18 protein-coding genes, 4 tRNA genes and 1 rRNA gene are annotated in these 22,532 nt (G+C 29.6%); 10 read left to right on the forward strand and 13 right to left on the reverse strand.

All coding sequences use genetic code 11. The annotated features are described in order from the left end of the window. Positions 1 to 100 precede the first annotated feature (100 nt). A complete protein-coding gene (locus ACJDTP_RS03005) occupies positions 101 to 1,339 on the reverse strand; it encodes a C40 family peptidase (RefSeq protein WP_173709296.1) in 1,239 nt (412 codons plus the stop codon). 343 nt (positions 1,340 to 1,682) lie between these two features. Between ACJDTP_RS03005 and ACJDTP_RS03010 the strand changes: the two genes are divergently transcribed. Then, positions 1,683 to 1,758, forward strand: a tRNA-Pro gene (locus ACJDTP_RS03010). 225 nt (positions 1,759 to 1,983) lie between these two features. Beyond that, the gene (locus ACJDTP_RS03015; protein ID WP_406760464.1) at positions 1,984 to 2,628 is read left to right on the forward strand and encodes an HAD family hydrolase; all 645 of its coding nucleotides are present in this window, start codon (positions 1,984 to 1,986) and stop codon (positions 2,626 to 2,628) included. A 290-nt stretch (positions 2,629 to 2,918) separates the two neighbouring features. Here ACJDTP_RS03015 and ACJDTP_RS03020 read toward each other — a convergent pair whose 3' ends face one another. Beyond that, a complete protein-coding gene (locus tag ACJDTP_RS03020) occupies positions 2,919 to 3,665 on the reverse strand; it encodes a peptidylprolyl isomerase (RefSeq protein ID WP_012061040.1) in 747 nt (248 codons plus the stop codon). A 180-nt stretch (positions 3,666 to 3,845) separates the two neighbouring features. Between ACJDTP_RS03020 and ACJDTP_RS03025 the strand changes: the two genes are divergently transcribed. Beyond that, complete coding sequence (locus tag ACJDTP_RS03025) at positions 3,846 to 4,523, forward strand: uracil-DNA glycosylase (protein ID WP_168982392.1); 678 nt, start codon at positions 3,846 to 3,848, stop codon at positions 4,521 to 4,523. A 145-nt stretch (positions 4,524 to 4,668) separates the two neighbouring features. After that, entirely contained in the window at positions 4,669 to 5,079 is a 411-nt protein-coding gene (locus ACJDTP_RS03030) for a DUF3785 family protein (protein ID WP_406760465.1), read from the forward strand. 859 nt (positions 5,080 to 5,938) lie between these two features. Here ACJDTP_RS03030 and ACJDTP_RS03035 read toward each other — a convergent pair. Then, positions 5,939 to 7,099 (reverse strand): ROK family transcriptional regulator, encoded by a 1,161-nt coding sequence (locus tag ACJDTP_RS03035; RefSeq protein WP_406760466.1) that lies wholly within the window; start codon positions 7,097 to 7,099, stop codon positions 5,939 to 5,941. Positions 7,100 to 7,248: 149 nt separating this feature from the next. On the opposite strand from ACJDTP_RS03035, the gene ACJDTP_RS03040 reads away from it, so the two are divergent. From ACJDTP_RS03040 to ACJDTP_RS03055, 4 genes are all read left to right on the forward strand, one after another. Then, positions 7,249 to 9,015 carry a solute:sodium symporter family transporter gene (locus tag ACJDTP_RS03040; protein WP_406760467.1) on the forward strand — a complete coding sequence of 589 codons (1,767 nt, stop codon included), beginning with the start codon at positions 7,249 to 7,251 and terminating at the stop codon, positions 9,013 to 9,015. After that, complete coding sequence (locus tag ACJDTP_RS03045; RefSeq protein ID WP_406760468.1) at positions 8,975 to 10,480, forward strand: sulfatase-like hydrolase/transferase; 1,506 nt, start codon at positions 8,975 to 8,977, stop codon at positions 10,478 to 10,480. Before ACJDTP_RS03040 ends, ACJDTP_RS03045 begins: the two co-directional genes overlap by 41 nt. 331 nt (positions 10,481 to 10,811) lie before the next feature. Beyond that, positions 10,812 to 11,930, forward strand: a complete 1,119-nt coding sequence (locus ACJDTP_RS03050; RefSeq protein WP_406760469.1) for an anaerobic sulfatase maturase — start codon at positions 10,812 to 10,814, stop codon at positions 11,928 to 11,930. A gap of 51 nt (positions 11,931 to 11,981) precedes the next feature. Then, entirely contained in the window at positions 11,982 to 12,278 is a 297-nt protein-coding gene (locus ACJDTP_RS03055; RefSeq protein ID WP_406760470.1) for a YidH family protein, read from the forward strand. 93 nt (positions 12,279 to 12,371) lie between these two features. Here ACJDTP_RS03055 and ACJDTP_RS03060 read toward each other — a convergent pair. Together ACJDTP_RS03060 and rrf are read right to left on the reverse strand one after the other, a co-directional pair. After that, positions 12,372 to 12,447 (reverse strand) — tRNA-Phe (locus tag ACJDTP_RS03060). Positions 12,448 to 12,452: 5 nt separating this feature from the next. Further along, positions 12,453 to 12,569: ribosomal RNA gene (rrf, locus tag ACJDTP_RS03065) — 5S ribosomal RNA — on the reverse strand. Positions 12,570 to 12,758: 189 nt separating this feature from the next. Between rrf and ACJDTP_RS03070 the strand changes: the two genes are divergently transcribed. Beyond that, positions 12,759 to 13,490 (forward strand): NAD-dependent protein deacylase, encoded by a 732-nt coding sequence (locus ACJDTP_RS03070; protein WP_077837824.1) that lies wholly within the window; start codon positions 12,759 to 12,761, stop codon positions 13,488 to 13,490. Positions 13,491 to 13,661: 171 nt separating this feature from the next. Here ACJDTP_RS03070 and ACJDTP_RS03075 read toward each other — a convergent pair whose 3' ends face one another. The 4 genes from ACJDTP_RS03075 to fusA form a co-directional block, all read right to left on the reverse strand. Beyond that, positions 13,662 to 14,894, reverse strand: a complete 1,233-nt coding sequence (locus ACJDTP_RS03075; RefSeq protein WP_406760471.1) for a competence/damage-inducible protein A — start codon at positions 14,892 to 14,894, stop codon at positions 13,662 to 13,664. Positions 14,895 to 15,378: 484 nt separating this feature from the next. Then, complete coding sequence (locus tag ACJDTP_RS03080; protein WP_077837826.1) at positions 15,379 to 16,332, reverse strand: ROK family protein; 954 nt, start codon at positions 16,330 to 16,332, stop codon at positions 15,379 to 15,381. 111 nt (positions 16,333 to 16,443) lie between these two features. Next, positions 16,444 to 16,680 (reverse strand): hypothetical protein, encoded by a 237-nt coding sequence (locus tag ACJDTP_RS03085; RefSeq protein WP_012061046.1) that lies wholly within the window; start codon positions 16,678 to 16,680, stop codon positions 16,444 to 16,446. Between the two features lie 240 nt (positions 16,681 to 16,920). Beyond that, positions 16,921 to 19,002: an elongation factor G gene (fusA, locus tag ACJDTP_RS03090; RefSeq protein WP_406760472.1), complete on the reverse strand. Its 2,082-nt coding sequence runs from the start codon at positions 19,000 to 19,002 to the stop codon at positions 16,921 to 16,923. A 272-nt stretch (positions 19,003 to 19,274) separates the two neighbouring features. Between fusA and wsfD the strand changes: the two genes are divergently transcribed. Continuing rightward, positions 19,275 to 20,774 carry a glycan biosynthesis hexose transferase WsfD gene (wsfD, locus tag ACJDTP_RS03095; protein WP_406760473.1) on the forward strand — a complete coding sequence of 500 codons (1,500 nt, stop codon included), beginning with the start codon at positions 19,275 to 19,277 and terminating at the stop codon, positions 20,772 to 20,774. 293 nt (positions 20,775 to 21,067) lie between these two features. Here the strand turns inward: wsfD and ACJDTP_RS03100 are convergent, their stop codons facing one another. The 4 genes from ACJDTP_RS03100 to ACJDTP_RS03115 form a co-directional block, all read right to left on the reverse strand. Further along, positions 21,068 to 21,520, reverse strand: a complete 453-nt coding sequence (locus tag ACJDTP_RS03100) for a VanZ family protein (RefSeq protein ID WP_406760474.1) — start codon at positions 21,518 to 21,520, stop codon at positions 21,068 to 21,070. A gap of 45 nt (positions 21,521 to 21,565) precedes the next feature. Beyond that, positions 21,566 to 22,003: a hypothetical protein gene (locus tag ACJDTP_RS03105; RefSeq protein ID WP_012061050.1), complete on the reverse strand. Its 438-nt coding sequence runs from the start codon at positions 22,001 to 22,003 to the stop codon at positions 21,566 to 21,568. 256 nt (positions 22,004 to 22,259) lie between these two features. Beyond that, a tRNA-Ala gene (locus ACJDTP_RS03110) sits at positions 22,260 to 22,335 on the reverse strand. 1 nt (position 22,336) lies between these two features. Further along, a tRNA-Ile gene (locus ACJDTP_RS03115) sits at positions 22,337 to 22,413 on the reverse strand. Between the last annotated feature and the right edge of the window lie 119 nt (positions 22,414 to 22,532).

Raw genomic sequence — 22,532 nt, forward strand, 5'->3', positions numbered from 1 at the left:
CACATTATATCATACAAGTAAAATAAAAAAAGTCCTTCTGATATTTTACAGAAGGACAATAATTTGAAATCAGATATTAACAACTAATTTCTTATGTTAACTAATTAAGAACTCTTCTTGCCGCATAAAAGCTATAAACTGGCGCAACTTTAACCACATCACCTGTTTGAGGTGCGTTAATCATTTGGCCATTACCAACATATATCCCAACGTGACCTGGATGAGTAAACACCAAATCTCCAGGTTGAAGCTGATCTTGGCTAACTGGTTGTCCAACTCCAATTTGAGAATAAGTTGTTCTTGTTATATCTACTCCTGCAGCATGCTCATAAACATATTGAGTAAATCCTGAACAGTCAAAACTTGCATCTCCAGTTGCACCCCACACATAAGGCTTTCCTAGCTGTGCATATGCCTCATTTAGAATAGATTGAGCATTTCCTGCTGATGGTACAGCTACTTTTCCGCCTCCGCCTCTACTTGGCGTTGCCACTTTTACTTCAGCTGCTTTTTTATCAGCTACCATTGTTTTAGCCTTTTCAATTTTATCATTTATCTCTGAAGTAACAATCTCACTCTTAATTTGATTATCTCTAATATTTCTTAATTGATTAATTGCTCCTTGAAGATCAGCAGCTGAACTATTAGAGTTACCTATAACATCAAATTGAGATTTTACAAGTTCTCTTTCTAATTGTGATAAGTATTGTGAGTCAAATTTACTTTTTTCATCCTTAGCTTGACTTGATAAAGTTTCTGCTTCTTTTTTCTTTCCATCGAGTTCACTTAAGCTAACTTGTATTTCTTTATTAAGTTTATCTATTTCATCTTTCTTATCTTCTAAGGATTTTATTTTGTTATTTAATTCTTCCTTTTTACTTGTAACATCTTCTATGGCAGATTTGTCTTTCCCTATAATTTTACTAACTGCCTCTGCTCTAGAAAAGAAATCACTTGTTGATTCTGATTCAAGTATAAAATTCAAGTAACCAAATTCTAAATCACCTGACATATACATAGCTTTGACTCTTTGTCCTAAAGCTAAATCTAATGTATTAATCTCTTTCTTATATTGTTCAATGTCTTTTGTACTACTATCAATAACTTTATTGATATTTGTTATTTCTTTTTTATTCTTATCTACTGTTAATTGTAGCGGCTCTATCTGCATATTTAAATCATCAATTTTATTCTGAATATCTGTTATCTTACTTTCAATTTCTGCATATTTCTGTCTTGAATCACTCAACTGTTGATTATCTGGCGTCGCAAACGCTGGTATTGAGCTACCTACAACGATTACGGTTGCTAACATAATAGCTAGAATTCTACTCCTCATTAAATATCGGTTTTAAACCTTCCCTCCTCCATTAATCTATATTACTACATAATTATAACACCTTGGATAAGAATGAACAATTCATATATATAGCGAGAATTTAGTTTATCCTACTATTATCTAAATATCGTCCGTATTCCCCACTTTTTCTAGCTTATTCTTTGTGATTCTTATTATAGCTTATATATAAAAATTTTCATCAATAAACTTAACTTAACAATTCTAGCTTCCCTCATTACAAAATTATTTATTCTAATGACTATAATTAACTTTTTTCTGTATTAATTACATCTTCTAAAGTCCTTGACATAAGATTTACTTGAATATATAATTAATGTATAACCGGGGTGTGGCGCAGATGGGAGCGCGCGTGGTTTGGGACCATGAGGTCGCAGGTTCAATCCCTGTCACCCCGACCAAATATATTATTAGACTATTATAACTTAAGGATTGATCCTTAAGTTTTTTTATTTAGTAATTTATTAATCTATCAGATATATCGTATTACTAATTCCTACTCGTGTCTAATGCTTCAATTATAATATTTATTGACACTAAGGTGCACCTATAAAAGATTAAGTTTGGCACTAAGCTGTATCAATATTTATTCGTTTATATAAATAACAATTATTTGGAGGTGTAAAATGCTAAATAATATAAAAGGTGTAATTTTTGATTTAGATGGAACTATTGTAGATTCCATGTGGGTATGGTCTCAGATCGACATAGATTATCTCAAAAAGAAAGGACATGCTGTACCTAATGACTTAAAAAACGATATTGAACACTTAAGTTTTTATCAGACAGCAGTATATTTTAAAAATAGATTTAAAATTAAAGATTCAGTGGATGAAATACTTAGTGATTGGCATCATGCAGCATTTCATCATTACGCTAATAATGTAAAACTCAAATCAGGTGTAAAAACTTTTTTAAGATATTTAAAAGATAATAAAATAAAAATTGCATTAGCGACTAGCAATTCTATCCCACTGCTTGAGGCTTGTTTAAAAAGCAATGGGGTTTATGACTATTTTGATTCAATCACTATTACTGATGAAGTGGCAAAAGGAAAAGATTGTCCTGACATATATTTATTAGCAGCAAAAAAGTTAAATATAAAACCTGAAAACTGTTTAGTATTTGAGGATATACTCCCTGCTATGAAAAGTGCAAGAAAAGCAAATATGAGGGTAATCGGAATAAAAGATAACTTATGTTTAGAACCTATATCTGAAATTCTTAAGTATTGTGATAAATATATTTCTTCCTTTACTGAGCTTTTATAGATATCGGGTATTATAAATATTTGTTTTATCGCTCACATACAAATAATTAGATTACTAAAAATAATTCAGCATTCTACAATACAAATTTAAGACAAGCTTTTTCTCATGCTGTTAATGTATAGATCTGTAATATAGGGACAGCTGAATACATTTTTATAACATGAAATCATATTTTAATATTGCATTATATTTTAAAATAATAACATATGAACTTTAAAATATAAAAATAAAGGTAATGGATCCATCATTACCTTTATTTTTGAAACTATACTACTATTAAATAGAAATTCCTATTTTCTTTCAACTCCGTATTTAGCTTCTAATTCCTTCAATATTTGATCATATTTTTTATGTTGATTTTCTTTAATTAAATTATCTAATACACTGTCTTTAACTTCTTCAAAACTTTTGATTGAGGCTTCATTTTTTGCATCTACTAACACTAAATGATACCCAAATTGAGTTTTAACCGGTTCAGTAACCTTTCCTATTTCTGATGTAAAAGCAGCTTCTTCAAATTCTGGAACCATCATACCTTTAGAGAATTCACCTAAATTTCCACCTTGTTGATTAGATGGGCATGTTGAATATTTCATTGCAGCATCTCCGAATGAAATCTTACCGCTTAAGATTTCTTCTCTTGCCTTATTTGCTTCCTCTTCAGTTTCTACTAGAATATGTCTAGCTGAAACTGTTGCAGGCTGACCAAAAGCTTCTTTATTATCTTCATAGTATTTCTTTACTTCTTCATCTGTTATTGTTACATCACTCAATACTTTATTTATTGCCATTGAAGTTATAACTTCCTTTGATATATTTTCCATGGCGTCTTTGTATTCTTGAGTTTTATCTAATTGTATTTCTTTTCCAAACTTATTCATTAATTCAAATGAAATCAACTGTTCTACCAATTGTTTCTTCTTTTCTTCGCTTTGCAAAGCTCCTCTTTGCTCTTGTGGATATCTACTAATTATTGCATTTAAATCTTTTTCTGTTATCTCATATCCTGCTGCAACAGCTAACACTTTATTTTCCATGTGAATTCTCCTTTATAATCATTTTATATTATTTTTAACAGTTTGTTATATACACTTCATTTTAACAGTATCTACTACTTCTAACAATAATATAACTAAATAAATTTTAGATTTTTAATCAAAAATACATAGTATACATAAAACCACCATAAAATGTTATACTAATTTAGGGGTGATTTAATGTCCGATATATTAAAAAATGATTGGAAAAATTATTTGGAGTCAGAATTCCAAAAAGACTATTATATTAATCTAAGAAAATTTTTGATAAATGAATATAATTCTAAGACCATTTATCCTAATATGTATGATCTCTTTAACGCCTTACATTTTACACCTTATAATAAAGTTAAAGTTGTTATATTAGGTCAAGATCCTTATCATGGACCTGGCCAAGCGCATGGATTGAGTTTTTCTGTTAATCCAGGTGTAAAAACTCCACCATCTTTAATTAATATCTATAAGGAACTACATACTGATTTAGGTTGCTATATTCCAAACAATGGCTATTTAAGAAAGTGGGCTGATCAGGGAGTCTTATTGCTAAATACAGTGCTTACAGTTAGATCTGGAGAAGCTAATTCTCACAAAAATAAAGGATGGGAAGAATTCACAAATGAGGTTATTAAGGTGCTGAATAAAAAGGAAACACCTATAGTATTCATACTTTGGGGTAATAATGCTATTTCAAAGACTGACTTTATTACTAATCCTAAGCATCTTATAATAAAATCCGTTCATCCTAGTCCATTATCTGCATCAAGAGGCTTCTTCGGAAGTAAACCTTTTTCAAAAACAAACAATTTTCTGATTTCTACAAATCAAGAACCAATTGACTGGCAAATCGAAAATATATAATTATTTAATTTACTTTTCCAATGCTTACATTCAAATTAAGCCTTTATATTATAAAGTAAATTAAATGTTTAAATATAGTTTTGCTAAACATTGTGCATATGCTGGTGTATAATTGATTATACACTAATTTTGAGGAGGTTGTTTTGTGGATTATAAATTTGTTTATGAGAATAAAGAATACGTACTAACAGATAATAATTGCGATGGGATATTTTTTGAAGGTGAAAATGAGATGACAGGTCTTTCCTTAGATATAATATTGAATGCTCTAAATGAAGGAGAAGAAGTAAGTTTTTCAACAGAATATTATGGTGATAAATGTGCATGTAATACTCAAGAGCAAATAAATAAATCTTATCGTTACTTAGAGTACCACTTTTACATATATACAAAGGATAATGAATATGTAATAAATACTTTATGTAATGAATATAGGAATACATCTTTTAATAAACTTTTTGGTTTAGGAAAAATTGATGATAGCTATATAGTTAGTGTTACTGTATGCCCTAACTGCGGTATCTACTCAATATATATAGATCAATGTACAGTCTAATGAATAATCTGATATTTGATACTTAGACTTAAATATAAGTATCAAATATTAGAATTCAAAACTCTATATCTATTTAATAAACATCTACTCTTCTTTGCAAATTTTTACACTATAACGACAAGTCATTTTAAGGTAAAACCATAAAATAGATATAATTTTTGTAAGATTACCTGTAATCATTAAAACTCTTAAACCACTTCTTTATTATTATAATTTATGATTTTCACAAAAAAAGTTACTCTAAAACACCTAATAAATCGTGGGAATAATAAATTTCATATAGTACAAAATTTATTTTGCGAAGTCATCAGCAATATCAATAAAAAAATAAATTCCCTAACTATTAATATGAACAATTATAGAATCATAAGGTAATACGCTGGTCTTCTGTCTATAATGTCACAAGAAATAAATTTATTCTGAGTTTAATCTTAATGCATTAAAATTTCCAAATTGCTTGCGCTAGATTTAAAGTTTGAAATTATATGACTCTCATTTTGCTTAAAAGAAGCAATAGTAAGAGTCCACTCTTCATAGAAATTATTAAAATTATATTTAGATTCATAGTTGAGATTGCATTACTTCAACTACATTTACAAATAAACATACAAAGGGCTTTAGCTAAATCTATGTCTTGATTCATGAAATGGATTAATAATAAAATTTCAACCGATAAATTTTGTTACCTTATCAATAAAACTCCAACTCCTAAGCCGAATATATTAAAAAACAAATATTTAGCATTAGGTTAAGCTTTCTAAAACTTCTGCTTTAGGATCTAAAGAATACTATATACGTATTCTTTAATATAAATTCTATCAATTAAAAAAAGCTATCCTTTAGCACAATAAGTTAATAATTAAATGAAAATAAACTCATTTAATGCTAAAACCACAGGTGACAACATCACATCAGAATATGTGTGAATCTGAATAATATCATAAATTGGTGTTAATTGTAATTCGTTAATTGCTGCTTTAAAATAAGTATTAAAACGTTCAGATGAAAATAAATCACCAATAATTATAATTTTTTTTATGTCAATTATTGAAAATGTATTAATAATACTTAGTGCAAGGAATTTAGCATTTCTCTTAAATATTTGATTGAAAGGAATCGATCCATGTTCAGCAGATTTTATAATGTTACTAATATTAATATTTTTACTTAAGCCTTCACATAAATTCCAAAAAACAGGACAAAAATCAAGCCTAAAATTTGATTTAGCATAATTAAGCATTTGTTCAATAGATATTATACTTTCTAAACATCCTCTTCTTTTACAAACTGGACAATAACTTCCATCCGGATTAATAATTAAATGTCCAAAATCTACAATGGAATGTGTTTCACCTCTCTCAATCTTCCCATTTCGTACAAGAGCACCACCTATTCCAGGTTCCATATATTTTAAAAAAATAAAATTTTTTTCGTTAGAATGAAGTTGCTCTAGCAGAGCACTACAACGTACACCATTGTCAACTGCAACTGGAATATTAAATGCTTGCTGGATTGGAGATTTCATATCGACAACTGTATCCCAAATACCATGATAAGCATATTTCCCATCTGTCACCCCTTTAATACTTATACCTATTCCCATAAAATATTTACTTTCTAATAAATTATCAGCAATTAATTCTCTCAATGAACTAATTACTCGACTTATATGTTCCTGTGGATCCAATATAGTCGAAAAAGACGTCTCTTTTATAATATTCAGTGCTAAGTCTGTTAATAATATCGTAGTTTTTTTATGATTTATTGTAATCCCGAAGCAATATTTGTAAGTTGGATTTATTTTAATTTCTATTTCATTTCTTCCAACTTTTTGCGTCTTTATTTGATTAGATTCTATAATTATACCATCCGCAATTAATTCAGCACATATCTTAGTTATAACTGATTGTGACAATCCAAGTTCACTTGCAATGCGCTTTTTAGATAGGTTTTGTTTAGTGTATAACAGACGAAGGATATCTTTTTTATTTTTATCTTTAATCTCATGAATATGCTTCATAAATGTGTCACCTCTTGTTGAAATTTTAACATAAAATAAATTTAAATACAATTTTCCATTAATACTTGACGCTGGAAATTATATATGTTAAAAATAGTATATAATGATTCACATAGTAAATTAATAAAAAAAATTAAAGGAGGATGTATATGCGTTGGTGGTCTATGTTATCGTTTGCTTTTTTTACTGGATTGGTTGCATTTATTTCATGGCGATTAACTAGAAAAGATGATTTATCCACAAATACTGGTTATTTTCTAGGAGGACGAAGCTTAAGTGGAATTGTTATAGCAGCTTCATTGATTTTAACAAACTTGTCAGCTGAACAGCTTGTAGGTACTAATGGTACAGCTTTTGCAAGCGGACTAACAAGTATGTCCTGGGAAGCCACATCAGGACTCACACTTGTATTTATGGCCCTGATATTTTTACCAAGATATTTAAAAGGAGGATTCACTACTGTACCAGAATTTTTAGAAGAGCGTTTTGATACAGGAACTCGTAATTTAGTTACAGGTTTATTTTTGATCAGCTTATCATTTGTTACAATTCCAATTGTATTGTATGCTGGTGGAATTGCAATTAATTCGCTTTTTAACATTCCTGAATTACTTAATATTTCAGAATCTCAGTCGTTATTTATTGTTATTGCAACTATAGGTGTAATTGGAGGCATTTATGCTATCTTTGGCGGATTAAAAGCAATAGCCGTTTCAGACACTATCAATGGAATTGGATTATTTATCGGTGGATTGATGATTCCAATTCTTGGATTAAGAGTTTTAGGAAATGGAAACGTATTAACTGGAATGGACTCTTTAATTGTCAACATTCCTGATAGGATGGATGCAATTGGAATAGGAAATAAATTTAGTTCTGTTCCGTTTAGTACTTTATTTACAGGAATGATATTAGTTAATACTTTTTACTGGTGTACTAATCAACAGATTGTTCAAAGAGCATTTGGTGCTAAAAATCTAAAAGAAGGTCAAAAAGGTGTACTTTATGCTGGGTTTATAAAAATGTTTACCCCTATTATTCTTGTACTTCCTGGAATAATAGCATTTCGATTATATGGTTCTGAAATAAGCAAGATGGATTCAGCATATTCTGTTTTGGTAAGTCACGTGCTTCCAAAACCATTGGTTGGCTTCTTTGGCGCTGTAATATTTGGTGCTGTTTTAAGTGCTTTTGATTCAGCCTTAAATTCAGCATCAACAATGTTTTGTCTAAATATTTATAAGCCAATCTTTAATAAAAATGTTGATGATAAAAAATTAGTTAAGATGGGTAAAATATTCGGCACTATTATTGGAATTTTTTCCATTTTCGTTGCACCTAATATAGCAAGAGCTCCAGAAGGTTTATATATATTTATGAAAAGTGTTATGGGGTTCTTTAATATACCTATATTAGTAGTAGTATTGATGGGCTTTGTAACCAAAAAGGTTCCAGCAATTGGAGCAAAAATCTCCATTTTCTTCTTTATTATATGTTATGCATTGTATAAATTTGTTTTCCATATAAATATTCATTACTTACACATATATGGAATATTATTTGTATGCTGTGTATTAATCATGTTGATCTCAGGATTAATTGCACCAAGAAAAGTACCTTATGTTCAAAAGGATATAGGCGAAGTTGACTTAAATTCTTGGAAACATGCTAAGCCCATTTCATTCGTGGCTATTACTACTTTGATATATATATATATTATTTTTTCTCCAATTGGAATTATCTATCATGGTAGTAATTACGGTATGCGTTTATTAATAATTACATTTATATACGCAATAATATCCATTACAGGTTTTATTGTAGTTAAGAAAAAGTTTAATAAATCATTTATAAATAATGGAGAGGTGAAAATAATTGAAAAAACAAATAATATTAATTATGACAGACACAACTAGAAAAGACATGCTTGGATGCTATGGCAATCCCCAAATGGTAACTCCCAATTTAGACAAGCTAGCTGAGGAAGGAATAAAATACGAGAATACCTATACTTGTCAGCCAGTTTGTGGTCCAGCAAGATCTGCCATCTTCACAGGAACTTTCCCACACACAAATGGCGTTGTCACAAATTGTATTGCTATGGGTGATAATGTAAAAACCATTGGTCAAAGACTTACAGATAATAAAATCCATTGTGGTTATGTAGGAAAATGGCATTTAGATGGTGGTGATTATTTTGGATTGGGAAAATGTCCTGAAGGATGGGATGAAGAATATTGGTATGATATGAAATGTTATTTAAATGAACTGACAGATGAAGAAAAGGTAAAATCTAGGCAATCATCAACTTCATATGAACCAGGTTTAACAGAAGATTTTACCTATGCTCATCGTTGTTCTAATCGTGCCATTGATTTTTTAAATCGTTATAAAGATGAAGATTTCTTCCTAACAGTATCTTATGATGAACCTCATGGTCCATGTATATGCCCAGCTCCATACAATACCATGTATGAAGGATTTAAATTTGATGATAATCCAAACTTTCAAGATGACCTTAGCAAAAAACCTTTCATGCAACAATTATGGTCAGGAGATGATATTAACAAACCTATAGAAATGTTGAACAAGCCTTCAAAGCAATTAGCATTATTTCTAGGCTGCAATACCTTTGTTGATCATGAAATAGGACGTATTATAAATGTAATCAATGAACAAATTCCAAACGCCCTTGTTATCTTCACTTCAGATCATGGAGATATGTTAGGTGCTCATCGTCTGCAAATGAAGAATGCCGTAGCTTATAAAGAGATTGCCAATATTCCTTTAATTATAAGAGGAGGAGAAAAAGGAAAAACCATCAATTATCCTGCTTCTCATATTGATATTGCACCAACTATTCTTGAATATATAGGTGTCCCTGTACCTAAAATACTAGAAGGTAAAAGTATGCTTGCACAAATAAAAGATACTTCTGTAAAAATTAATGATGTTGTATTTACAGAATTTACAAGGTACGAAGTCGACCATGATGGATTCGGTGGACTTCAAATTATGAGAGCTGCTATCACTGAACAATATAAATTAGTCATTAATTTATTAGACAGTGATGAGTTCTACAATATGGAAAAGGATCCATATGAAGTGTGCAATCTAATTAATAGTGATGAATACGCTGATATTCGTAATGAATTACATGATAAACTACTGCAAAACATGAACAATACAAGAGATTTATATAGAGGGTATCAATGGGCTTGCAGAACATGGAGAAAAGATAAGAAGCCGACATGGGAAAATGATGGATACACTCGTCAAAGAGAAAATGAAGAATATGAACCAAGACAATTGGATTACGATACTGGATTTCCAATGAAAAATGCAGTTAGACTAAAAACAACTAATGATAAGAAAAATTAAAACCCATAAAACGAGATATTTATTTTATCTCGTTTTTTACAAGTTTTAGTAGAGTTCTTTATACCTTTAAATTCAATTAAGCTTTATTATATAGGATTTCATACTGATAACAAAATATATTACATTAGTTATAATTGTAGAAATATCGATTATCTCTCAATTACATAAGTTTGAATCTCAGTAGCAACCCTATATTTAGGACTTATTTATAACGAAAATATGTACCAATAAGAACCTTTTGTGGTCCCTCATGCACAAAACGAATTAATTAGGCATGCACTATAAGAAATCTCACAATATTATAAATTATAGAAAGATAGGTGTGATACAAATGCCAGCAATAACTGTACTTATAAAACCTGTATCAAGTATTTGTAATTTACATTGCAAATATTGTTTTTATTATGATATTACTGAACACAGAAATGAAAAAAACTATGGATTAATGTCATATAATACATTAGAAATATTAGTAAAAAAAGTTTTTGAATATGGAGATAATATAGTTGGTTTTACGTTTCAAGGAGGTGAGCCCACTTTAGCTGGCCTTAACTTTTATAAAAATCTAATAGATATGCAAAAAAAATATAATACTAAAAATTTAATAGTAAATAATGCCATTCAAACAAATGGAATTATTATTAATGATAACTGGGGAGAATTTTTAGCAAAAAACAATTTTCTAGCAGGGCTTTCATTAGATGGTCCTAAAGATATTCATGATCAAAACCGCATAGATGTTAATGGAACAGGAAGCTATAAAAGGATCGAAAAAACTATTAAAATATTCAATAAATATAAAGTTCAATATAATATTTTATCAGTAGTTACCAAATCCGTAGCTAGGCATGTGCAAAAAATATACAAGTATTATAGTAAAAATGAATTTAATTATCTACAGTTTATACCATGTTTAGATCCATTGGATTCTGAAGCTGGAAAAAATACATACTCATTAACACCAGAAGATTATGAGGAATTTTTGAAAAACTTATTTGATTTATGGTATAAAGACTTTAAGGAAGGAAAAAAAATTAGTATTAGAATGTTTGATAATATAATTCAAATACTATTGGGTTTACGTCCAGAGTCTTGTGATATGAATGGACGTTGTTCCTCTAATCTAGTTGTTGAATCAGATGGTTCATGCTATCCTTGTGATTTCTATGTTATTGATGAATGGAATATTGGAAATATAAAAGAAAATAACATAGATAATTTATTACATGGAGAAAAAGCTAAAGAATTTATAGATAAATCAAAAAGCATTCCAGATAATTGCCTTAAATGCAAATTTATATCTATCTGCAGAGGCGGATGCAGAAGGCATTATGAACCAATTAATGAAAAGGCCTTGGGCAAAAATTATTTTTGTTCGTCTTATAAAGCCTTTTATAAATATGCAATTTTACGACTTCAAGAAATCTCAAACATAATTGGTAAATTTTAAAAAGAATTATTAAAAATATAAAAATTTTTAAACGCAGAATAGAGGTAAGCCATGATAGAAAAAGAAAAAACAGAAAAAATATATAACTTTAACAAAGATAAAATGATATTACGAGATTTTTTAGCTGCCGACAGGACACACTTAGCAAATGAGAGGACACTTCTAGCATATATGAGAACTGGGCTAGGCACATTTGCTCTAGCTATTTCATTAATAAAATTATTTGATACTAATTTTACATATGTTTTAGGAATAATTTTTATTGCACTTAGTGTCATATCTATAATATTAGGTATATATAGATATAAAAAAATAAATAAAAAAATAGAAAATGTACTTTATAAATAAACCTAATTTAGTATAATAAGTTAGAATTTTTTCTTTTAAATAAAATGAACTGCTGTACAATCAGTTACTAATTACACAACAGTTCATTTATTATGGTGGCTCGAACTGGAATCGAACCAGTGACACGAGGATTTTCAGTCCTCTGCTCTACCGACTGAGCTATCGAGCCATATTACCTGGCAACGTCTTACTCTTCCACACAGTCTCCCATGCAGTACCATCAGCGCTGTAGACCTTAACTTTCCTGTTCGGAATGGGAAGGAGTGTTACCTCTACGCCGTCATCACCAGATACAAGTAGTATTATATCGAGTTATTTATATTATGTCAACACATTTTTTATTTTTTTATTATAAATATTTTAAAATGTTTAATTTATCAGGGCTTATATTTTATTTTTCTAATCAATTGTGCAATAATTAAATATACATGATAATGTGTTTTTAATACTTAAAATAAATTCTAATTTGGAGGTTTTTCTATGAGCATTGAAAAGTTATCAGAAATATTAAAGAATAGTAGTAATATAGTCTTTTTCGGCGGAGCTGGTATCAGTACGGAATCTAATATACCTGACTTTAGAAGTTCAAATGGCCTGTTTAGCGAGAAATTAAATGCTACATTAACTCCTGAACAGTTAGTATCACATACTTTTTATATTAGATATCCTGAAGAATTTTTTAAATTTTATAAAGCAAAACTTATATACCCAGATGCTAAACCAAATGCTGGACACTTAGCATTAGCCAAACTTGAAGAAATGGGAAAATTAAAAGCTATCGTTACACAAAATATAGACGGACTCCATCAAATGGCTGGAAGCAAAAATGTATTCGAACTTCACGGATCTATTCATCGAAATTATTGTGTTAAATGTCACGAATCTTATGATGTGAATTTTATCCTACAATCTAAGGGAGTTCCTATTTGCACTAAATGTGGTGGGGCTGTTAAACCCGATGTAGTTCTTTATGAAGAGGGTCTAGACGATAAAGTAATTAGAGACTCTATAACTGCAATTTCTAATGCAGATACTCTTATTATAGGTGGCACTTCACTTGTTGTTTATCCTGCTGCCGGACTTATCAATTATTTTAAAGGAAAGAATCTTGTATTAATAAATAAAAGCTCTACCTCTGCTGATTCCAAGGCTAATTTGGTTATTAACGATTCCTTCGGGAAAACATTGAGCGAGGCTATAAAAGAATTATAAATTTTTTATCTAAATTATGTATAAATAAATTTAATTTGGCAATAAATAATAATGAAGTATTTAACTTCAATATTTAATCGCCTCTCCCCCATTTTTATTTATATACAATTTGTAAAGCCATAATATATTACTTCGTTTGAAATATATTATGGCATTTTTATTTTGCATAATTTATTTAATAAGAATTCTTCTTAGCATGTCTAATCCTGTAATTGTAGACTGAAGCCTTACTTTGTTTCTGTCTCCCTTAAACAAACATTTTTTTATCGTTACCTTTCCTTGAACATACACACCTATAAAAACCAATCCAACAGGTTTTTCTAAAGTACCGCCTTCTGGTCCTGCAATTCCTGTTGTTACAATACTAACATCAGTATTAGCTGTCTTTGCAATACCAATTGCCATTTCTCTTGCGGTTTCTTCACTTACAGCTCCATACTGGTTTAAAATATCATTATTAACGCCTAGTCTATTATGCTTAGCCTCATTAGAATATGTTACAGCGCCTTCTAAAAAAACTTCCGATATACCTGGATAATTAATAAGATAGCTTGCTATCATGCCACCAGTACAAGATTCTGCTGTAGATATTGTTAGTTTCTTCTCTATCAAAAGCCTAGCTACAACTTCTTCTATGTTAATATCCTCAGTTGCATAAACATTATCCCCAAGTCTGTTCTTAATTTCTTCCTCAATTGGTTCTATCAATTTTAGTGCTTCATCTTTAGTTGCAGCCTTTGCAGTTATACGAAGCATTACTCCTACATCTTTTGCATAAGGCGCAATTGTAGGATTGGTTTGAGCGTCTATTAGATCCTTAATCTCTTCTGCAACAGCACTTTCCCCTATCCCAAGTATCTTAACAACTCTTGAAACCAATATTGAATCTGATTTCTCTTGAAGATATGGTTTAACCGATTCTTCAAACATTGGTTTCATTTCCTTTGGTGGCCCAGGTAAAATGATCATTATCTTATTATTATCTTCCATTATAACTCCTGGTGCTGTTCCATTATTATTATTTATAACAGTTGCTCCTTCTGGAATTAACCCTTGCTTTAAATTATTTTGAGTCATTGCTCTTTCTCTAAATTTAAAATAATCTCTTATTTTTTTAGTGGAATTTTCATCCTCAATCAATTCTTTATTAAAATATTTAGCCGCAACTTCTTTTGTAATATCATCATCAGTTGGTCCAAGTCCTCCTGTAGTTATTATGATATCACTTCTGCTATATGCCTCATCAAATGCATGCATAATTCTTATTTCATTATCTCCTACTACTTGCTGATAATACATATCTATTCCAAGAGCTGCTAACTCCTGAGCTAAATATTGGGCATTTGAATTAATTATATCGCCTAATAAAATTTCTGTTCCTATGGCTATAATCTCTGCTTTCATCTTATTACCTTCTTCTTATTTAATTTGCAAGTCCACAATAATATTATTAATTAGAAATTATACTACTAAACTGTTACTCATTACAATAATCTCTTTTTATATCATAATTAAAGATTGAAACCTATCCAACAATCTATTGAATAGGTTTCATATAAAATATACTCTTTTATAATACGCTATCTCTAAGTATATCTAGAGATAGCTTATATAAAAAATTTTTTCATCCCAATCTATTATAGGTAAATACTTTAAATATCAAAATAAAAGTCTCCCTAATTAAGTAATTAACCTAGAATAAACTTAGTAATATGTATGAGAAGAAAAAATTTATTGCAAAGAGAGCTTTTTGTTCTAATTTTATGTGAAATTTTTAATATTTATTCACATCTATCTGTAATTCTATTATAAAAGCCTATTCTAAATGCTTTAAAGTTCTAGGATTAAGCTAAAAATCCACACTACTTTACTTGATTCATTCTTTGCATTACTTATCTTCTGTTTCAAGCAATGCTAATGCTACCGCACCAATTACTCCTGCATCTGTACCTAATCCTGCTGGAACAATCTTAACTGATTCTGCCATAGATTTAAAACATCTCTTATCAACAACTTTTCTTACTGTATCAAAAACAATATCTCCAGCTTTTGATACACCACCGCCTATTATTATAATTTCTGGATCAAATATAGATACTGCATTAGCTACAGCTATTCCTAAATAATTCAGTGCATTATTAATTATATCCACGCAAACTGGATCTCCTGCAGCCGCCTCTGTAAACACCTCATATGAAGTAATAGTATCATACTTTCTTAATGAAGTTTCAACTTTGCTAGCTAATGCTTCCTGCCCTCTTTTTGCAATTGCAGTTCCTGATGATGTTGCTTCTACACATCCTATATTTCCACAATTGCATCTTGGTCCATCTGGTGCTACTGTCATATGTCCAATTTCTAATGCATTTGAAGTGTGCCCTCTATATACCTTTCCATTTAAGACAGCACCGCCACCCACTCCAGTGCTTACTGTGAAGAATACTACATCTTTAGCGCCTTTTCCTGCGCCAAACATATATTCCCCAATAGCTGCAACGTTTGCATCATTATCTAAAAATACAGGAACTTCAAACTTTTTATTCAAAGGTTCCACTAAATTAAAATTCTTAAATGGAAGGTTTGGTGTATAGATTATAGTTCCTTTTTCAGCATCTAAAGGTCCAGGGGAACCGATACCAATTCCTTTTATATCTTTATAAGTTACTGATCCATCTTTAATTACTTTTTCAACAGATTCTATAATTCTATTTAATACTGGAATTTCTCCCTCGCTTGCATTTGTAGGAACTGTTGTTTGACATAACACTTCTCCATTTAAATTGGATAATGCAGTACTTATCTTAGTTCCCCCTAAATCTACTCCTATAACATATTTTTGCATAATATAACTCTCCTTTATTTTATTTAATATACCAATAAAAAACAATTTGCTAATACATATTATACTATATTATGCTATTCCAATAAAACCTGTATTTTAAATAATATTTTTTCAAGACCCTTTATTGGCGCTTATGTAGTAGTTCCCAAAATCGTCATATTGTGTATAATTGATATTAAATTTGTTATCTTGAAGCATAGAATTAATTAATTCTATATCATCCTTATTATTTCTATCTATCCTTATTACAAAATTATCATCTTTGTCTATTATATTTAAATAGTCAAATATATTACTATAATCACTCAATTCTATATTTCCATTAATATCCATGCTATAATCTGACATTGTACAGGCCCCCTTGTTCAAATTGTATAAAATATACTATTACTAAAATATTATGTCTTTCTGCACATGATTTTATCCTATATATATTAATGTAAAATTTACCTTATTCCTTAATTATAGTAATTTTTATTTTATTTCTCTTTATTAAGCCCATAAATAAAAAGTACCCTTTATGTAATACCTACACTAGAGTACTCTTTATTCCTATTTCATGAATTTTATCTATAACTTTCCATAATATTATTTTCTTAATTCATTAATGCTCTCTATTGCTTTTGCTACCTCTATCTCTGGAACTTCTTCATATCTTGCAAATTCTTTTGTAAATACTCCTCTTCCTTGAGTTAAAGATCTCAATTCAGTAGCATATTTTCTAATTTCGGCAAGCGGAATTTCTGATATAACCTTTTGCTTGTCCCCTTCTGGCTCCATTCCGATTACTCTTCCCCTCTTTTTATTTATATCAGCTATCACATCTCCCATATATTCATTTGGTAATATAACTTCTACTTTCATTATAGGTTCCAATAGAATAGGTTTAGCTTGCTCTAATCCCTTTTTATAAGCTATAGAAGCTGCAACCTTAAAAGCCATTTCAGAAGAATCTACAGAGTGGTATGATCCATCATGAAGAGTCGCTTTAAGACCTATAACTGGGCATCCTGCTAAAACACCATGAGTTATACACTCTCTTAATCCTTTTTCTACTGCTGGAATAAAATTTCTTGGGACTGCGCCACCAACAACGTTATCAATAAATTCTAATTCTTCCTCCCCATCTGTTCTACGTTCAAATTTAATTACCACATCTCCATACTGTCCATGTCCACCAGACTGCTTTTTATGTTTTCCTTGTACATCTGAAAATCCCTTTATAGTTTCTTTATAAGGTACCTTTGGTAAACTTAATACTGCTTCTACACCAAATTTACTTTTTATTTTACTTGCGATTACATTAATATGTGTTTCTCCTAGTCCTGAGATTACAATTTCTGCGTTTTCTACATCTCTATCAATTTGAAAAACAGGATCTTCATCTTTTAACTTGGCCAAGGCTTGAGATATCTTTTCCTCATCCCCTTTAGCTTGAGGGATTACAGCCATTGAGAAAACTGTTTTAGGAAAATTCATTTTGTCATATATTACTTTAAAATCAGAACTAGCTAAAGTATCGCCTGTATTTGTATACTGTAACTTAGAAATAGCACCTATATCACCAGCTATTATTCTTTTAGCTGGTATTTGTGTCTTACCTCTAATAAAACATATATGGGATAACTTTTCATTCTTATCTTTATTAACATTTAATACTGTCATATCATCTTTCGCTTCACCTGTAATAACTCTAAAAAATGATATCCTACCTACAAATGGATCTGCAATGGTTTTAAATACTAATGCAGAAAAAGGCTTATCTTGATTGAGATTAACAAAAACCTCTTCATCTTTTAAAACGTCTACAGCTTTTTGTGGAATAGCATATTCTGGCGATGGAAAACATTCTACAATATCATCAATTAAAGAATCCATTCCAATAACTTTTGTAGCACTTCCACACATAACAGGGGCAATATCTCCACTAGCACATCCACTTATAAGGCCCTTATATATTTCCTCATCACTCAATTCGCCTTCACTAAAATATTTATCAAGCAATACTTCATCAGTCTCAGCTACAGCTTCCATAATCATCTTCTTACAATTTTCAACTTCATCCTGGAGATCTTCAGGTATATCCAATATTTTTATTTCCTTAGTCTTTACATCGTATACTCTTGCTTGTTTGGATATTATATTTATTACTCCTTTAAAATTGTCTTCTTCTCCTATAGGATACTGAATAGGCACCACGCTGATGCCAAATTTTTCTTTAAGAGATGCTAGTACTTTATTAAAATCCGAGTTCTCTCTATCTAATTTATTTATAAAAAATGTTCTAGGCAATTTAATTTTGTTACAATATTCCCAGGCTCTTTCAGTTCCCGCCTTGACTCCTGAAACTCCGCTTACAACTATCATACCTACATCCACGGCTCTCATTCCTTCGATACATTCACCTTGAAAGTCTGCATATCCAGGAATATCTATAAGATTTATTTTAACATTATCTAATTCAATTGGTGCTACTGAAAGAGCAATAGAAAATTGTCTCTTCTTTTCTTCAGTATCAAAATCTAAAACCGTAGTTCCATCTTCAATATTCCCTAATCTATCTGTAATTTTTGAATAATACAGAAGGCTTTCCGCTAAGGAAGTCTTTCCAGTTCCATTATGCCCCATTAATCCTACATTTCTTAAATTTTTAATACTATAATCTTTCATAATGCTGCCAAACCCTTAATCTACCCAAGAGATTGGCTCCCACCTGCCTTTCACTTAATAATGCTATATGTTATATTTCTATTTCTATTCGTTAAATCCTCCTTATTTTCTTAATTTTCTGAAAACTTATATTTATCCTATTTTTGAAGTAGTCATTTAAATTAATTTGATGTTTTCTTGTAGTATTAACCAAAAAACATTATAATTTTATCTGTTAATATCTTTATAATCATGTTTATTACTTTAAATCTATCTTTGTGGAGGAAAATTTAATGAAAGCAAAAAAGAATTTAAGAAACTTCTATATGTTTTGGTTTGCTTTACTTGCAATTTCTATAACTATCGGAGTCCTATTTATAAAACCCCAAGTGGGTGTTGCTGACCAAGGTGATTTCTATAGAATTATGAATATATCTGGTCTGTCATTATTAGACTCAGATACGAACAATCCTAACTCTGTAGGATATTACAACTTTATTGTGACTGATTATAAGATTACCCCTTTAAACAATACTGATTCTAAAAGCATCTGGAATTGTAGTTTGAGCTATATAATAATACTTGTTAATTATATATGCAAATCACTTGATCATAATATATTTAAAACTCAATATTTAGCTGTCATCTATAGTATTATATATATTCTTTCATTTATCATAATATTAAAATCTTTGAATATAAAAAATAATATTAAATCTATGATTGTTGTACTAATAACCGCATTCATTTTCTTTGATGGCAATTATTTAATTTGGTTTAATAGCCTATATGGAGAACCAATGATGATAACTACACTATCATTGCTTGTTGCATCCATTCTTAACTATATTCAATACAAATACGTAGTAAAGGGAACGGAAAAATTAATGTCGAAAATACTTTATATATTATTTTCAGCATTTTTATTTTTAGGTTCTAAATTACAAGTTATTACTTCTTTACCTATTATTATAATCCTTGTATGTAAAATATTATTGGATAATAGATATAATCTAAATAAAATCAGTTTAGCTATTTTATATGTTATTACATGCTTATTGATAATCTACCCTATTCGCATCAATATGAATAGCAACAACTTAAGTAAAGACACCCAGTATAACTCAGTCTTTTATGGAGTATTAAACGAATCTACTACTCCAGAGCAAGACTTGGTAGATTTAGGCTTAGATCCTGATTTATCAGCTGAGGCTGGGAAACATGCTTATTTGGATTCCGATGAATATGTCAAATATATTCCTGGTTCAGAAATAACTGATGAAAAATTCTACAGTAAAATAAATAACTTTAAACTTGCAAAATTCTATTTAACTCACCCTACTCGTTTATTAAATGGCATGAAATATACCGCAAGTAAGACATTTTATACTAGTACTGGACTAGGTAAGTACTCAAAAGCTGATAGTTCAACCCCAGTTAGGGATTTCCATCGTTTCACTCTTTGGTCATCTATAAGGGAAAAAATATTACCTAGAAATTTATATTTTATAGGATTAATTTATATTATTGTTCTGTTATGCTCACTGTATAAATATATTCGAAATAGTTCTAATCCTGAAATAAAGAACAAAATTTTCTTGCTTTGGACTGTTATATTTATAGGTATGCTTCAATTTCCAATGCCTTTTGTAGGCAATGGAAAGGCTGATACCGCGAAACAATTATTTTTGTTCAACTTCACTTTTGATGGATTATTAATACTTATTCTTATTTATATTCTATTTAAAGTAAATGATCTATTTAAAATAAAATTTAATTCATCTCATAAATAGGTTTAATAAGTAATTTTAGAGTAATTGTAATTTTGTTTACTCTAATTAAACCAATGTCTATATTTGTTTCTCACTAACTTATATTTATGTTTGCATCACATATTTAATTTCTGTTATAGAAAATGAAGGCTAAGTACACAATGCCTAATTTGCATTATATACTTAGCCTTCACAATTTTTATTCCTTATTTTCATACCTTAATATAATTAACTCATTTATATTATTTTAAAATTTGAATAATTAATTTGGTTTTAATCTTAAATTACTATATCTCAATTATTCAAATTATCTTTTATTTATCTTCATTAAACTTGGCAACTATATGCATTCTAAATAGATTAATCAATATTAGTGTAATCCCCCCAACCGTATCTATTATAACATCTCTAAAAGCACCTTCTCTTCCTAAAACAAATAATTGATGTATTTCATCAGAACAAGCGTAAAAAAATACAAAAACTACTGTCAAAAAAATAACTCTTCTGATGTTAAAATACAATCTAAACACATTAAATGCTAGTAATGATAATACCATATATTCAAGAAAATGTGCACATTTTCTAACTATAAAATTAGTAAACTGCCCAAAGATTCCATTCATATTGATACCTATAGCAGAAAGAATATTTATTACGCCTTCACTTTGAGAATCAGATATTTGGGCAGGTTGATTAGACATAATAAATATCCCTATCATCCAAACTATTAATAAAAACCAGTAAATAATTTTCCTTTTGTTCTTCATACGCCATCCTCTTTAAGTACAATTTTAAAATTCACAGATATTATATTACTCAGACATATATCTATTTATATAAGCGAGTGACTCTTCTAATAATTCTTGCCCTTTTTCCAAACCATCGATTTTCATCTCTAAACTACAAATTCTTTGGTCAATTTGATACATAAACTGCTTTATATCTTGTAGCAACTTTGCTTCATAAGTAACTTGTACACCTTCATCATCAATGTATATTTTTTCTGGTGGAGCACCACACTTAGAACACTTAGCATATATTCCTTGTTTATCTAAATTATTAAACACCTTAAATGTATCGTTATTACACTCTGCACAATTTGATAACATTATAAATTCATAATAACTCACATCATAATAATAAGTACTTCCACAGTCTTTACAGACTAATTTAAGTTTATTATCTTCTGTTGATATATGAAATTCATTACCGCTACATCCATCTTTTTTGCAGACAATAGTTCTTACCATAATCCTACCCCTCGCAATATAATTTTTATACAATAAATAAAAATACCAAATTACATTTTTACATATATTTTACATATAAATTATATATTATAATTCATTCATTGTATACTTTAACAATTAGTATTTTTAGCCTATTTTATACTGTTGTTCTACTATTTTCTGCATCATATAACTCATGCTAGTAATAAATATTGTTGTTAAATAATATTTATAATAAAAAAATAAAAAAACTATGAATAAAATTCATAGTTTTCAATGGTGGAGATAAAGAGATTCGAACTCTTGACCCCCTGCGTGCAAGGCAGGTGCTCTCCCAACTGAGCTATACCCCCATGGTGGACCTTCAGGGACTCGAACCCTAGACCTACCGGTTATGAGCCGGTTGCTCTAACCAACTGAGCTAAAGATCCATAAGTTAAATTTCTTTAACTTAACTCTTGTAATCTACAAGATTACCTCGCAACGTCCTACTCTGCCACACAGTCTCCCATGCAGTACCATCGGCGCTATAGACCTTAACTTTCCTGTT

Source organism: Candidatus Clostridium helianthi, assembly GCF_045310795.1.
Classification (GTDB): domain Bacteria; phylum Bacillota; class Clostridia; order Clostridiales; family Clostridiaceae; genus Clostridium; species Clostridium helianthi.